12 protein-coding genes and 1 pseudogene are annotated in these 14,032 nt (G+C 59.5%); 7 read left to right on the top strand and 6 right to left on the bottom strand.

Annotated features, from left to right (window positions below; translation table 11 throughout):
* On the top strand, positions 1 to 326 hold a 326-nt coding region (locus tag B2U07_RS13980; protein WP_296277142.1), incomplete at its 5' end, for a S8 family serine peptidase.
* Positions 327 to 330: 4 nt separating this feature from the next.
* Positions 331 to 1,032 (top strand): annotated as a pseudogene (locus B2U07_RS13985) (S8 family peptidase); the annotation flags it as partial.
* A 96-nt stretch (positions 1,033 to 1,128) separates the two neighbouring features.
* Here B2U07_RS13985 and B2U07_RS13990 read toward each other — a convergent pair.
* The 6 genes from B2U07_RS13990 to B2U07_RS14015 are packed head-to-tail and all read right to left on the bottom strand — an operon-like array spanning position 1,129 to position 7,919.
* A complete protein-coding gene (locus B2U07_RS13990; RefSeq protein ID WP_296277143.1) occupies positions 1,129 to 2,145 on the bottom strand; it encodes an isopenicillin N synthase family dioxygenase in 1,017 nt (338 codons plus the stop codon).
* A gap of 10 nt (positions 2,146 to 2,155) precedes the next feature.
* Entirely contained in the window at positions 2,156 to 3,256 is a 1,101-nt protein-coding gene (locus B2U07_RS13995; RefSeq protein WP_296277144.1) for an ABC transporter ATP-binding protein, read from the bottom strand.
* Entirely contained in the window at positions 3,253 to 4,269 is a 1,017-nt protein-coding gene (locus B2U07_RS14000; RefSeq protein ID WP_296277145.1) for an ABC transporter ATP-binding protein, read from the bottom strand. Before B2U07_RS14000 ends, B2U07_RS13995 begins: the two co-directional genes overlap by 4 nt.
* The gene (locus B2U07_RS14005) at positions 4,269 to 5,279 is read right to left on the bottom strand and encodes an ABC transporter permease (RefSeq protein WP_296277146.1); all 1,011 of its coding nucleotides are present in this window, start codon (positions 5,277 to 5,279) and stop codon (positions 4,269 to 4,271) included. Before B2U07_RS14005 ends, B2U07_RS14000 begins: the two co-directional genes overlap by 1 nt.
* On the bottom strand, positions 5,276 to 6,244 hold the full coding sequence (locus B2U07_RS14010; RefSeq protein WP_296277147.1) for an ABC transporter permease: 969 nt from the start codon (positions 6,242 to 6,244) through the stop codon (positions 5,276 to 5,278). The genes B2U07_RS14005 and B2U07_RS14010 overlap by 4 nt, the downstream gene beginning before the upstream one ends.
* Positions 6,245 to 6,260: 16 nt before the next feature.
* On the bottom strand, positions 6,261 to 7,919 hold the full coding sequence (locus B2U07_RS14015) for an ABC transporter substrate-binding protein (RefSeq protein ID WP_296277148.1): 1,659 nt from the start codon (positions 7,917 to 7,919) through the stop codon (positions 6,261 to 6,263).
* Between the two features lie 337 nt (positions 7,920 to 8,256).
* Between B2U07_RS14015 and B2U07_RS14020 the strand changes: the two genes are divergently transcribed.
* From B2U07_RS14020 to B2U07_RS14040, 5 genes are all read left to right on the top strand, one after another.
* The gene (locus B2U07_RS14020) at positions 8,257 to 8,979 is read left to right on the top strand and encodes a GntR family transcriptional regulator (protein ID WP_419096347.1); all 723 of its coding nucleotides are present in this window, start codon (positions 8,257 to 8,259) and stop codon (positions 8,977 to 8,979) included.
* A gap of 4 nt (positions 8,980 to 8,983) precedes the next feature.
* Complete coding sequence (locus B2U07_RS14025; protein WP_296277149.1) at positions 8,984 to 9,715, top strand: aspartate/glutamate racemase family protein; 732 nt, start codon at positions 8,984 to 8,986, stop codon at positions 9,713 to 9,715.
* A gap of 229 nt (positions 9,716 to 9,944) precedes the next feature.
* Positions 9,945 to 10,745, top strand: coding sequence for a hypothetical protein (locus tag B2U07_RS14030; protein WP_296277150.1), 801 nt, complete (start codon positions 9,945 to 9,947; stop codon positions 10,743 to 10,745).
* Between the two features lie 135 nt (positions 10,746 to 10,880).
* Positions 10,881 to 12,605, top strand: a complete 1,725-nt coding sequence (locus B2U07_RS14035; RefSeq protein WP_296277151.1) for an ATP-dependent nuclease — start codon at positions 10,881 to 10,883, stop codon at positions 12,603 to 12,605.
* The gene (locus B2U07_RS14040) at positions 12,595 to 14,013 is read left to right on the top strand and encodes a UvrD-helicase domain-containing protein (protein WP_296277152.1); all 1,419 of its coding nucleotides are present in this window, start codon (positions 12,595 to 12,597) and stop codon (positions 14,011 to 14,013) included. Before B2U07_RS14035 ends, B2U07_RS14040 begins: the two co-directional genes overlap by 11 nt.
* Positions 14,014 to 14,032: the final 19 nt, after the last annotated feature.

Raw genomic sequence — 14,032 nt, forward strand, 5'->3', positions numbered from 1 at the left:
ACGCGCCACACGGCTCTCACTTCCGCCCACCGACCAAGACTCATCGAATCAACTCACACGACAACTATCCTGACGCGGCGGGTACCCCTGCTGAACAATACCAGTGGGCCGAAGAGCTACTGGAAAGAACAACCTTTGCTGCCCCTGAAAATGCTCCCCATATCTGCATCCTGGATACAGGAGTCAACCATGGCCACCCTTTGTTGGCTCCGGCTTTGGCAGATCCAGACCTTCACACCATTGAGCCTGACTGGGGTGTAGAGGATCAGCATGGCCATGGCACCAATATGGCCGGCCTAGCCCTTTGGAGCTTTAGAGTCAGCTAATCCTATTTCTGTCGAACATCGTCTTGAGTCCGTAAAACTCCTTCCGAGCGACGGTGCAAATGCAGGTGATGAGAAAAAATATGGCTTCAACACCATTGAGGCTGTAGCCCGCCCCGAAATTGCAGCTCCATTCCGGGCACGCGTATTCAGTATGGCAGTTACGACACTAGATGGCCGCGATAGGGGACGTCCTTCATCTTGGTCAGCAACGCTTGATCGACTGACATCTGACGCTGATAACCAAGGTGCAACACCTCGGCTTTTCGTGGTGTCCGCAGGCAATATCAGGGAGCGGGAAGACTGGGCAAAGTACCCTGAGCAAAATTCGCTTATGGGCATTTGTGACCCTGCGCAGTCTTGGAATGCACTGACAGTAGGTGCATTTACCGATCTGGTAGAGCTTCCAAATGGGCTTAGTGCGGTAGCTGTAAAAGGAGCTCTGAGCCCATTTAGCACCACGTCAAAGACGTGGGTAAAACACTATCCTTTGAAGCCTGATGTTGTCTTTGAAGGCGGCAATCTGATCCAAGACGAGATCATGGGGCCAATTACGGCTGGCGAATTATCATTACTGACGACCCACCACCTTCCGATTGAAAGACCCTTAGCCTTAGCGACTGCCACCAGTGCGGCGACATCACTTTGCGCAAGGATGGCCGCTCAACTGATGGCAACGTACCCGCAGCTCTGGCCAGAAAGTATCCGAGCCTTGATCGTCCACTCCGCAGAGTGGACTGATGCAATGAAGGATATGTTTCTCCCCTCAGATCGTGCCCCAACCAAGCAGGATTACGAGCATGGATCAGCCTGCTCCATAATAGGTTCTTGCGATACGTTCTTCGACATGAGCCCCGCAGGAGACCGTGGGATATTTACCGTCTTCTCTCTCAGCCTTGAGGCTCGGAAAGGCGTCAAGCTCGGCGGCATAATCGACCCCGAAGAACTGTGCCAGAGAGTAGCGCTCGCTCTGGCCCAAGTTTACGACGCGATGCGGACGGGATAGGAAGAGATCGTTGGTCCAGCGCTGCATCAGGTCGCCAATATTGATGACGAACGTGCCATTAACCGGGGGAATATCTATCCAGTCGCCCTCGGTACCCAGAGCCTGCAACCCCGGGCGGTCGGCCCAGACGGTGGTGAAAATCTCGAAATCCCGATGCGCGCCTATGCCCAGCTTGCTTAGGTCCCAATCGGGATCCTGGGGAGGGTAATAGCAGGCACGAAGGCGCGACATCGGCTTGGTGTAGATCGGATCGAAGAACGTTTCAGGCAGTTCCAGGGCGAGAGCAAAGCCTCTGAGCATCATGCGACCGAATTCGAGCTGTGTATCGAAATACGTGCCAAGTGCCCAGCGAAAATCCGGCGGGCTCTCCGGCCAGACGTTCGGGCCGTAGAACTTGTTGCCGGCCAAGTGATCTGGATCGGTCACCGGCAGGTCGTGCGCGAGCTCGATGGCCTCATGCATATCTCCCCCTTTGAGCTCCCGGTCGGACTTGATGTTGCCGGTCGCAACGTATCCGCGATGGTTCGGGGAGGTCAGGTAATGAATTCGCATCTTCTCTTCTACCGAGAGCGCAAAGAACTTTCGCATTGCATCGGCAGCGCGATCCATCACCGCGTTCGGCACACCGTGGTTCTTTAGATAAAAAAAGCCGACATTCGTACAGGCATCCCGCAATGCTCGGGCGAACCGCTGCCGATCCTCCTGCCGGCTGGAATACATGCATGCGAAATCGAGGACGGGCACCTCATCGATGACGCCCGTCCTGAACCTGATTCCGTGTCCCGCATCGACAATACTTCCTGGAATATCCGCCATGTGTTTTCCCTCAGACAATAGTGATTTTGTTCATTGAGCCGGAGCCGGCCTTCGGCGAGGTTTTCGAATACGATCGTTCCGGCGCACCGATACTAAGAATGCGCTCGGCCTCGTACTGGAATTGCTGGTAGACGTCCTTTGCTTCCTGACTACGCCGCAGGTCCGCATGGCGCAGGCAGCGAACCTCGTGCCCCTGGTCGGCACTCGCCATGGCAACCGGTGCCTGCGTGCACTTGGCAACCGCCATTGGGCACCGTGAGGCCAGGAAGCATCCCTCGGGAAGGTCGATGGGGCTGGGGATCTCTCCGGCGAGGCTGATCCGGGCAGGCAGGCGCAGCGAGGGATTGGGCAACAGAATCGACGACAGCAGACCGGCGGTGTACGGGTGGCCGGGTCTGCTGAAAATGTCGGTGGCTGTACCGAGCTCGACGATCTGCCCCAGGTACATCACGGCAATGCGATGGCTGATGAAGCGCACCGTGCTCAAGTCGTGCGATATGAACAGGTAGGCCGTGCCACGTTCGCGTTGGATGCGCATCAGCAACTCGATGATGCTTGCGCGCGCAGTCGGGTCGAGGGCCGAGGTCGGTTCGTCGAGTACCAGCAGCTTGGGGTTCGTCACCATGGCCCTGGCAATGGCCACACGCTGTTGCTGACCGGCACTCAGGTCCGCCGAGCTCAGCTGGGCTACGGCGGCAGGCAGGGCAACCTCCTCGATGGCCGCGGCGACTCGGCGATTGCGCTCGGCTTTCTCGATGCCAAGAGCGAGCAGCGGCTCCTCGATGCAGGCGGCAACCCGCATGCGTGGGTTGAGCGACTCGCCTGGCTCCTGGAAAACGATCTGAACCTGCCCCAGCAGATCCCGCGAGCGCCCGCTCAGAAGCCCGAGCAGATCCTGCCCCTCGAAGAGAATCGTGCCGCTGTCGATACCGGTCAGGCCCATCACGCAGCGCCCCACCGTACTCTTGCCCGACCCGCTCTCGCCGACAAGACCGAGCGTCTCGCCGGCAGACAGGTCGAACGAGACGTTGTTTACCGCGCAGACGGTTTTCTTCGAGCCGGCGATCGGGAAGGTCTTAGTGACCTGGTTGACTTGCAGGATCGGGTTCATCGGATCACCGGAAAGTGGCAGCGAATGGCATGGCCGGGTGTGATTTCCCTGGCCTCGGGCACCGTGCTGAAACAGCGGAGCTGCGCCAGCGGGCAACGATGCGCGTAACGGCAACCCTGCGAGTCCGGCCGCGCCGCCTCCGCTCCCGCAGCGCTCCACCACAGACGCCGCAGTGTTTCGTTATGCGAGAACGCCGCCATGAGCATGATGGTGTACGGATGGCGCGGACGCAGGAACAGGTCCTCCTTGCTGGCCTGCTCGAGCATCTGGCCCTCGAACATCACCCCGATGCGATCGCAGAAGTGCGCCGCCACGCCGATATCACGCGTGATGAAAAGCATTGCGCTGCGCCGCTCCTCGCTGAGATTGCGCAGCAAAGAAAGGATCTGGGCCTGCACCGTGACGTCCAGTCCGCTGGTGGCATCGTCGGATATCACGAAGCGAGGCGAACAGATCAGAGCGATCGCGATGACGATTCGCTGTGCCATGCCGCCGCTGAGCTCGTGCGGCAGCGCTTTCATTCGCCGCTCGGGATCGGGTATCTGCACCGCGCGCAGCATTTCCAGCGCCTTCGCCTGTGCCTGGCTGCGACTCAGCCCGAGATGCACGCGCGCCATGGTCGCAATTTGCTCGCCAACCGGACGCAGCGGATTGAGCTCGCTGCGCGGGTTGGCGACGATCATCGACAGGTCACGGCCGCGCATGGAGCGCAGGTTGCCTTCGGCGAGTTGCAACAGATCGATGCCGTTCAGCCGTACCTCGCCGCCGGTGATCCGCCCCGGCTCGGGCGGCAGGTTCATCAGCGCACGGGCCAGCGTGGTCTTGCCGGCGCCGGATTCGCCGACCAATCCGAATATCTCGCCCTGCTGTATGGTCAGGTCGAGCTGGTGTATTGCCTTCACCGACCGCCCGGACATACCGGGGAATTCGACCGAGAGATTGCGTACCGACAGCATCGGCATGGTTTCATCGTGCGAAGGAGCATTCACCACAGCCTTTAATGTCTCTTGCATCAGCGACCTACCCGCGGGTCCAGAACGAAGTTGGTGATGTCCACCAGTAGGTAGACGATCAGTGAAAACACCGAGGCGAACAATACGAAGCCGAGCACCGGAAAGATGTCCGAATTGAGCACGCCCTGGACGGCGTACTGCCCCGCGCCGCCCCAACTGAATACCGTCTCGACCAGTACCGCTCCGCCAAGCAGATAGCCGTACAACACACTGATGATGGTGACCACCGCAGGCGCTGCATTACGCAATGCGTGCCAGGTGACGTATCGGCGCGGCAGCCCCGAGATCACCTCGTAGCGGCTAAAATCGGAACTGAGCATCTGCTCGACCATCGACTGGGTCATCTTCAGAATTGGCCCGGCGCTCACCAACCCCAGCGTCAGCACCGGAAGCAACAGGTGCCGTATGGCCGAGCCCAGTGCTGCCCAGTCGCCCGCGAGCACGCTATCGACTGTCAGCAATCCGGTCACAGTGGGTGGCGGCAGCACGATCATGTCGAGCCGCCCGAACGGCGGTGGTGCCCACTGGAGCAGGGTGTAGAACACGAAGATCATTACCAGCCCCAGCCAGAAGTCGGGGAGCCCGCCGACTATCAGTCCGTAGATGTCCGCTACCCGGCTCAGAAAGCCACTCTTAAGTGCCGCCGCAACGCCAAGCGGCACCCCGATCAGAATGGCGGCAAGCAAGCCGAGGCTGACTAACTCGAGCGTTGCCGGGAACCGCTGGATCAGATCGTCGAGCACCGGCCGGGTGGTCTGCCATGAGGTACCCAGGTTGCCCTGGGTCAGGTTTACGATGAACAGCCAGAACTGCTGCGCCAGGGATTGATCGAGGCCCAGCTGCGTGCGCAACGCCGTGACCGAGGCGTCGGTTGCGTTTGGGCCGAGCATGAGCACGGCCGGATCGCCAGGAATGTTTTTCACGAGCAGGAACGCGATCAGCAGGATGCCGAACAACTGCGGCACCACGAACAACAAGCGGTGGCCGAGAAATCTGACGAGCCCTTTCATGCAACACCTCGCAGCGGGTTGCCGGCCGCTTTTACAGCCAGATCCCGGCTAAGCCGCCGCATCTTTGCGGGGCTGGTCATGGTTTCTATGCTGGCGCCGACCAGGGTGAAGCCACACACCGTCAGGGCCAGTGCGATCCCAGGCATCACCGACGGCCACCACTGACCGGTCACCACGTTTTGGAAGCCGGAGGCAATCATGCTGCCCCACTCTGGTGTCGGTGGCCGCACGCCGGCGCCGATGAAGCTGAGCCCTGCGGTCAGCAATACCGACCATCCGATGTTCACAGTGAACTGTGCGAGGATCGGGCCGATGGCATTGGGGATGATGTGCCGAAGAATGATGCGTCCGTGTGAAAGGCCGGCAACCCGGGCGGCTTCGACGAAACGCATTTCTCGAAGCGTGACCACCTGCGAGCGCATCAGCCGCAGGTAGATCGGTGTATTGACAAAGGCAATCGCCAGCACCACGGTCTGGATGCTTTGGCCGAGGCTGGCCACCAGCGCAATGGCGAACACGAACACGGGAAAGGACTGCACGACGTCCGCGATTCGCATGGTGGCAAAGCTCGCTGCAGAGCGAATGCCCTGGGTCTGGGCGAAATAGCCCGTCCAGGCGCCCAGCACGCTGCCGGCGATTGCCGAGATGAGCGTGCCTGCCAGAGCGATCGTTAGGTCGACACGCGGGGCATGGATGACTCTAGAAAAGATATCCATGCCGACCGCGTCGGTACCCAGCCAGTGGCTGACGCTGGGTGGTTGAAGAAATTCGGCCGGACTGGCTTCGACCGGGTCATAGGGCGCGATCCACGGCGCCAGCAATGCGATCGCACACATCGAGAATACAATGGCGTAGCCAATGGCGAACTGCGGCCTGGCGCGCAGAATGCGCAGCAGCAATAGGCTTCCCTCCGCCATCCTGGCCAGCCAACTCGGGCGAGCAAGGCTGTCACCGTGATCGGTCATAACTGAAGTCCCCCGTTTATTTGCGCGCGAAATCTTGGAAGCGCAGATTGTTCGACGTGTAGTAGGTGAACCCGGTGATGTTCTTCTTCCGCGCCAGCACGTATTTCGGATAGGCGACGAAGCCCCAGGGAGCTTCCTCCATGATGGTTTTCTGCACCTGGCGGTAGATCGCTCGACGCTGCTCGTCGTCCATCGTCTGCATGCCACTATCGATGAGCTTGCTGACCTCGGCGTTGGCGTAGTTGCTGTAGTTGGGGAAGCTGTCCTTGTGGAAGAACAAGCGGGTGGCGTATCCGGGGTCAGGCGCCCAGGGTGCGTCCTGATAAAAGATGATCGGCTTTTGCCGCTTGGTGACGTTCTCGTAGAACACCCCGGCCGGCAGCTTTTCGAGCGTTACTTCAATACCGATCTTGCGCAACGAGGACTGCACGATCATTGCGATGGGCTCCTGCACCGGGTTGCCCGCGTCGAAGGCGATCGTGGTGCTGAATCCATCTTCCAGGCCCGCCTCCTTCAGCAATGCCTTGGCCTTGTCCAGGTCCAAGTCGTAATCGAAGAAACCGGTATCGGCCATCGGATAGATCTTCGGCAGTGGGGCGGTCTGCTTGGACGCCAGGCCGTAAAACGCCGTCTCTAAGATCTGGTCCCGCGGGATCGCATAATTGATCGCTTGCCGCACTTCAGGCTTGTTGAAGGGAGGGATATTGGCGTTCAGTACCATCCAGAGCATGTAGGACGCATCGATCGCGTCGTAGGTGGCGTTGGCTGCGTTTTTCAGCGAGAGGTATTCGCGGGGCTGCAGGAACTGGGCGATGTCTACGGCTCCGCCCTGCAACAGTGAAAGCCTGCTGGCCGAGTTCGGAATCTCGCGCATGACAACCGTCTTCATGAACGGCTGCTTGCCCCAATAATCGGGGCGAGCCTCGAATACCGCCTGTTGGCCACGGACGATCTGCTTGACGCGATATGGCCCGAAACCGGCGCTGTCGTTCTTAAGGAAGGCGGTGCCCCATGGATCCTCAGTTCCACCCACTTCCTTCAGCTTCTTGCTGTCGTAAATGGGGTTGCCAAGAATGGTGTGGATCTTCAGGGCAAGCGGCGTTGGGCCATCCAGTGCGAAGGACACCGTGTCGGGCCCTTCTACCGTCACCGCATCTGGGGACGCCAGGCCGATGACCGACGTGTAGAAGCTGCCCTGAGCGGCCAGCGCGAACTTGCGATCCCAGGACCATTTCACGTCCTCGGCCGTCAGCGGATTGCCCCAGTTGCTGACAACACCCTTCCTGAGAACGAATGTCACTTTGGTGCCGTCGGGCGATATTCCCCAACGCTCTGCCAGCTTGCCCCGCAACGCCAGCCCGCCGATTCGATCGGCATGTACCGAGGTGTCCTCACGCATGACACCCGGCACTTCCGGATCTGGGATGGTTTCGTACTCGACCAGATAGTCATAAAGAGCGCCGAGCACGTCGACGGTGCCCAGGCTCACGTCGTATTCGTTATCCAGCCCCTGCGGCGTCGACGGGCTGGCGATGACCAGGGTCGTCGCCGGGTCCTTGGCATTGGCGTAACCAGGCAACCAGACTGCGGCCGTCATGGCCAGGGTTACCGTCGCCTTCTTGAACGCGGCGAATGTGCGATCTCGCGAAGCTTTTGCGAACCTGAACCTATCCATCTTGCCTCCTGGGCATTTCGCTCTGTATACGAATTCGAGCCATACCGGCTCGCGGCCGGGTGTATACGGGTTGGTATGCAGAAGCTATGCCAAGGAAGCGACAAACAGGCTGAAAGCCGCTTGACAATAGGAATTCAGCGATTGTCCAAGACGCACGAAAGACCTTCTCTGAAACCGCCCGGGCGCCCGGAAAAAGTGCGCCAATGCGCACTGCTGTTCGGCTTTTGTGCAGCGACAGGTCTCCCAGCGATGTCCGCCGCGCAAATTCTCAGGGAACGAAGCTTGGCATTATTTGTGTATACAGAAGTGAATACTGCCTAACTCGCCGGAGTCAGAAATGCCTATGTCTGCAAGCACGCTCGCGCTCGAGCCCAGGGATGAGGCGGCTGCACCCAGCCGCGACGAAGAGATCTATCGAGCGGTGACTGATGCCATCGTCGAGCATCGGCTGAAGCCGGGGACGCGCCTGCCAGAGGACGCGCTAGGAGAAGTGTTCAAGGTCAGCCGGACCGGCATCCGCAAAGTGTTGCATCGCCTCGCCCTGGAGCGCCTCGTCAGCATTCGCCCCAACCGAGGCGCCTATGTGGCGCAGCCCAGCAGCAAGGAAGCCCAAGATGTATTTGCGGCGCGCCAGCTCATCGAGCCAGCGATGATGGCCGATGTGGCTCAGCGAGCTTCCCCCGAAAACATCCAGACACTGCGCCGAATCGTGGTAGCCGAGCATGGGGCTCAGCGGGAAAACAAGCAGAGCCTTGCCATCCAACTTTCAGCCCGGTTCCACGTACAGTTGGCTGCGCTGGCCGGAAATATGGTACTGACCGAACAGGTGCAGCAATTGACCACACGCTCATCGCTGATCATCGCCGTCTATGGTTCGCGTACCAGCATAGGTTGCGATTGTGGCGATCATGGCGAGTTGGTTGCCCTCCTTGAAGCAGGCCGAGCAGACGAAGCGAGTCGCTGGATGGAGCAGCACTTGAGCAGCATCCGCTCAAGCCTGAACGTCGATGAGGAAGAACAGCCCGACATCGACTTTCACACTATTTTTGGGAAGCGATGATCCAATGAAGATTCAGTTGATCAACCCCAACACCAGTCTGCACATGACCGCCAATATCGCCCTCGCCGCCGAAGCTGTCGCGCGCGACAGTACGCAGATACTTACCAGTTGTCCCGAGCATGGCCCGGTTTCAATCGAGGGTCACTTCGACGAGTCGATCGCAACACTGGGCATGCTGGAAGAAATGAAAAAGGGCCTGGCTGCCGGGTGCGATGCACATGTCATCGCCTGCTTCGGGGATCCAGGCTTGCAAGCAGCACAGGAACTTGCCACCGGTCCGGTGCTGGGTATCGCGGAAGCGGCTTTCTGCGTTGCAGGCCTGATCTCAACGCGTTTCGCGATTATTACGACGCTGGGTAGAACCCGGATCATGGCCCACCACCTGCTCGAGCGCTATGGTATGGCCAGTAGGTGCACCTCGATCCGTTGTGTTGAGCAGCCCGTATTGGCTTTCGAGCGCCCAGACACAGTCCTTATGGAGACGATGGCTCGTCAGGCGCACGAAGCTCGCGATCTTGAAGGCGCGGGAGCAATCGTTCTGGGCTGTGCAGGTATGGCGGGCCTCAAGGAGGCTCTCACCGAGGCCGTCGGTATACCTGTGATCGATGGCGTAGCGGCAGCTGTAAAACTGGCCGAATCTCTTGTAGAACTCGGGCTTGGTACTAGCAAGCATGGCGACTTAGCGTTCCCCGTACCGAAGACCTTTAAAGGCCGATTCTCACCTTTTGGCCTTTAAGGAGGGGCTGATCTATCGTCATGCATTCACCATGGTCGGAGGCTGGCGTTCAGTATAAGGATGTGGCTCACCTGCCCCTTAGTGGTGACCACGTAAATCGCAGGAACCCTTTGTTCGATACCCCTGATCGCTAGGTACCTGAAGACTGTATGACTTTCTAATCTCCAGGTACCGCTTGGGCTGAATGGCTTCGGTAGCCTAAGTGCAACCTCAGAAGATGGAGTTTCAAATGAACACTACCGAAGTGAACCTACCAGCCAAGGCCTGCAATGACATTCTTCTCGCCAGGAAGCAGTACAACCTGGAGCGAAGCATCCTACCCAGCCATAACATCGTCATCGAGCGGCTGCTCCTACGTGAGCTAGAGCTGCGCTCTGCATACACCGACCTCTACAAGAAGCTGCATATGCATCCTAGGGCGTTAGATAGCTTCTTCGGCGCCCTCCTTGATTCGGTTGCATTCTGGGGACCGGAACGAATCGTAAAAGCACGGACGGAGCGCGATGAGCTTGTCAGGATCAATGAGCAAATTGCTGAAATGGCCGAAGGTCTAGCCATCCTGCTCAGACGTCGCGAGGAGCTGCACAACAAGTCTGGTTTTCGTAGCAACACCAGCTACCACATTGGTGACCTGATCAAGGAAGCAGGCCAACATAACGGTCACTTCACACTGTATTTGGAAGATGAGCTGGAGACGTTGCAAGCACGTTACGACCTCAAGTATTGGCCGTCACTGGATGCTTGTGTTGATGCCATCGCGGATGATGCATGCGAGGCTGAGATTGAAGCCTCTGACCCGCTAACCGAGGCAGCAACCGTCGCGGCGCGGTCTTCACTGTCTGATTTCTTCAAGGCATGGTTCGTGGCGATTGATGAGCATCGACAGGCGGTGAACGGCTGGATCCCTGATAGCTTCCGCCCCTCAGACAACAGCCTCGCCTATCTCGCAAGTTGCGCGCTGGGCCTCGAAGATGATGACCTTCTCAGCAGCTCGTATGTAAAGCGTTTGCGGCAACGACTCCGAGCCTGAAGTTTTATTGCTACCGCTACCGACGAGGCCTGCCTTCAACCAGAACAATCCTCAAACAGGCCGTCCAGTGGGTGGATGTTTTGCACGGAGCACTAGATACTCAAGCCATACAAGGATGACGATGAGGGGGCGACCATGGTTCGAGTCAGGCACTTGAAGATCCAGAACTTCCGAGCCATCAAAGCCATGGAGTGGATTCCTTCCGATGGCATCAACTGCCTGATCGGCCCCGGCGACAGCGGAAAATCCAGCATCCTTGAAGCCATCGACCTCTGCCTTGGCGCTAGGCGCAGTGCCCGCTTCACCGACACCGACTTTCATCTGCTGAACGTTGCCCAGCCCATCCAGATCACAGTCACCGTTGGGGCCTTGCCCGATGACCTGTTGAACCTCGATACCTACGGCGAGTTTCTACGCGGGTTCGATGCGAACACTGGGCTCGTAGAAGATGAGCCGCGTGCCGATATTGAAACAGTCTTAAGCGTGCAACTACAGGTGGAGGCCGATCTGGAGCCAGTCTGGTCGCTCTTCTCCGAAAGGGCTGTCGCTCAAGGGCTAGAGCGCGGACTGGCCTGGAAGCACCGCGCGCTATTGGCACCGGCACGTCTTGGCCACTACGCCAGTACGCATCTGTCCTGGAATCGAAGCTCTGTGCTAAACCGCCTAACAGAGGAACGCCCCGACCTGGGAGCCGAGCTAGCGCGCGCTGCCAGAGATGCCCGCAATGGGTTTGGCGACCAGGCGAGCGGGCAGCTCGCGAAAACCCTCCAAACGGTGACGCAGACTTCGGCCAGCTTGGGAGTCACTATCGGACAGGCTCAGGCGCTGCTCGATGCCCATGCGGTCTCAATCAGTGACGGCGCTATCGCACTGCATGACCAGGCAGGTGTCCCGCTGCATGCCTTGGGGACTGGCTCAGCACGGCTACTCTCGGCCGGTCTGCAGCGAGCGGCCGCGCAAGCGTCGTCTATCGCGCTGGTCGATGAGGTGGAATACGGCCTGGAGCCACATCGCCTCAAGCGGCTGCTGGACTCGCTAGGCGCCAAGGAAGTCGTGGCGCCTCTACAAGTTTTCTTAACGACCCACTCGCCGGTAGCCCTGCGAGAACTCAGCAGCAACCAGCTTTTCATCGTTCGCAGACAGCCGGATTTACACGAGGTACGCACTCCAGGACAGGAGAATCACGTGCAAGGCACCTTGCGTGCGGATCCCGAGGCGTTTCTGGCCAAGTCCTTGCTGGTCTGTGAAGGCCCTAGCGAGATTGGGCTGGTCAGGGGGTTGGATCAATACTGGACCGACCTCAACCACCGCTCTTTTTTTGCTCTGGGGGGCTCCTACGTCAACGCCGGTGGCAGCACGCCTGACCTGTGCTTACAACGTGGCCTAGTCCTGCGACGCCTGGGCTACCGCGTAATGGTGTTCATTGATGCCGATAAGCCGCACACACCAGCGCTGTTGGCAGAAGTCGTTGCAGAAGGGATCAGTGTGCTGACTTGGCGTCCTGGCCGAGCTCTAGAGGACGAGCTTTTCCTCAGTCTTCCAGACCAGGCGATCGATGCTCTACTCACCTTCGCTGAAGAAGAGAAGGGAACCGAGACAGTCGCGGAGCATGTGCGCTCTAAGTCCAACGGTAAGCTCACGCTGGAGGCAATTCGAGAGTTTCGCGCTCAAGGTGTTCCGTACGCGCCACCGACCCGAGAGATCCTGGGCCAAGCTGCTCGCACCAAGAATGGTTGGTTCAAAAGTGTCACAGCCTTCCAGCACGTTGGGCGCCAAATCGTTGGTCCAAGCGCTCAGCAAAGCGATCCAGGTTTCTACGCTCTGCTAAATGAACTGTGGGGATGGACCCATGCCGCCTGAGATTGACCTCCTCGTCGTGAACCGCGGGTCGGTCACTGCTCCGGCGGGATGCGGCAAAACTCAGCAAATTGCGGAGGCCTTGGGCGCTCACAGAGGGCGCCAACCCATACTGGTGCTCACCCACACCAATGCCGGCGTTGCTGCACTGCGGGCGCGCTTGGCCCAAGCCTCAGTTCTCAGCTCCGCCTATCGTGTGGCGACGATCGACGGCTTCGCGATGCGCCTGGTGGCCAAGTTCCCGCAGCGAAGCGGGTTGCCAGCTGCAGTCCTCGACCTGGCCAATCCCGCCCAGGATTACCCCGCCATTCGCGCAGCCGCAGCACGCCTCCTACAGGCCGGTCACATCACGCAGTCCCTTCGAGCAAGCTACTCTCGACTGCTGGTCGACGAGTATCAGGACTGCAACCTCCCGCAGCACAATATGATCGCGTGGGCGGCTCAAGTGCTTCCCACCTGTGTGCTGGGTGATCCTATGCAGGCCATCTTTGGCTTCGCGGGCCCCTTGGTGAATTGGCAAACCGATGTGGAGGCGCACTTCCCATCGGTTGGCGTGCTCCAGACACCTTGGCGCTGGCGGCGCGCCGGTACGCCTGCCCTGGGGCAGTGGCTGCTAGATGTTCGTGCACAACTCCAGGCCGGGCAATCAGTGGACTTGCAAACGGCGCCTCCCGAGGTGCAATGGGTTCCGTTGCAGCCAGCAACGACGGATGCCCAGCGTCGTCAGGCGGCAATGGTCAGCGGTAACGGGGGCCAGCAGAGCGTGCTCGTCATAGGGGACTCCAGACGACCCGCAAGCCGCAACAACTTCGCCAGTCAAACGCCTGGGACCACCGTTGTTGAACGCGTAGATCTCCCTGAGCTCATCCAATTCGCCAGAACCTTCGACCCAACGGCCGCCGACCCACTAGCCGTGCTTGTTGGATTCGCCGCAAGTGTCATGACGGGGGTGGGTGCCGCACAGCTGCTAGATCGCGTACGCGTTCTGCGTTTCGGCAGACCACAAGTACCGCCGACGCCCATCGAGGCTGCTGCGGTGGCCTTCGCTAATTCTCCTAGCATGCTCGAGGCACAGCGGTTCCTGATTACCCTCAGCCGTGACGCCCAGACACGTGTCTACCGACCGGAACTTCTGCACGCCTGCCAAGCCGCGCTGCAAACGGCTCAAGGCAGCCCAGCAGGCCTGTATGCCGCCGCGCTGCAGATCCGCGAAAGACAGCGTCATACGGGTCGAACTCAGTCTCGCCGGCGCGTGGGCAGCACGCTCCTGCTCAAGGGGCTTGAGGCCGACGTGGCGGTGATTCTGGACCCCCGGGAGATGACAGCCCAGCATCTGTACGTGGCCATGACTCGAGGTGCCCGACAGCTGATCGTGTGTTCCCCCACTAACATACTGATACCGGCGCGCTGACTTGATAGAGCAGCTCGTT

The sequence above is a fragment of the Pseudomonas sp. UBA7530 genome (assembly GCF_002479365.1).
In the GTDB taxonomy this organism is placed as follows: domain Bacteria; phylum Pseudomonadota; class Gammaproteobacteria; order Pseudomonadales; family Pseudomonadaceae; genus Aquipseudomonas.

Bases quoted from the DNA above. Each gene is read 5' to 3' on its own strand.
- B2U07_RS13990 (WP_296277143.1), bottom strand. From the start codon at position 2,145: ATGGCGGATATTCCAGGAAGTATTGTCGATGCGGGACACGGAATCAGG.
- B2U07_RS13995 (WP_296277144.1), bottom strand. From the start codon at position 3,256: ATGAACCCGATCCTGCAAGTCAACCAGGTCACTAAGACCTTCCCGATC.
- B2U07_RS14000 (WP_296277145.1), bottom strand. From the start codon at position 4,269: ATGCAAGAGACATTAAAGGCTGTGGTGAATGCTCCTTCGCACGATGAA.
- B2U07_RS14005 (WP_296277146.1), bottom strand. From the start codon at position 5,279: ATGAAAGGGCTCGTCAGATTTCTCGGCCACCGCTTGTTGTTCGTGGTG.
- B2U07_RS14010 (WP_296277147.1), bottom strand. From the start codon at position 6,244: ATGACCGATCACGGTGACAGCCTTGCTCGCCCGAGTTGGCTGGCCAGG.
- B2U07_RS14015 (WP_296277148.1), bottom strand. From the start codon at position 7,919: ATGGATAGGTTCAGGTTCGCAAAAGCTTCGCGAGATCGCACATTCGCC.
- B2U07_RS14020 (WP_419096347.1), top strand. From the start codon at position 8,257: ATGCCTATGTCTGCAAGCACGCTCGCGCTCGAGCCCAGGGATGAGGCG.
- B2U07_RS14025 (WP_296277149.1), top strand. From the start codon at position 8,984: ATGAAGATTCAGTTGATCAACCCCAACACCAGTCTGCACATGACCGCC.
- B2U07_RS14030 (WP_296277150.1), top strand. From the start codon at position 9,945: ATGAACACTACCGAAGTGAACCTACCAGCCAAGGCCTGCAATGACATT.
- B2U07_RS14035 (WP_296277151.1), top strand. From the start codon at position 10,881: ATGGTTCGAGTCAGGCACTTGAAGATCCAGAACTTCCGAGCCATCAAA.
- B2U07_RS14040 (WP_296277152.1), top strand. From the start codon at position 12,595: ATGCCGCCTGAGATTGACCTCCTCGTCGTGAACCGCGGGTCGGTCACT.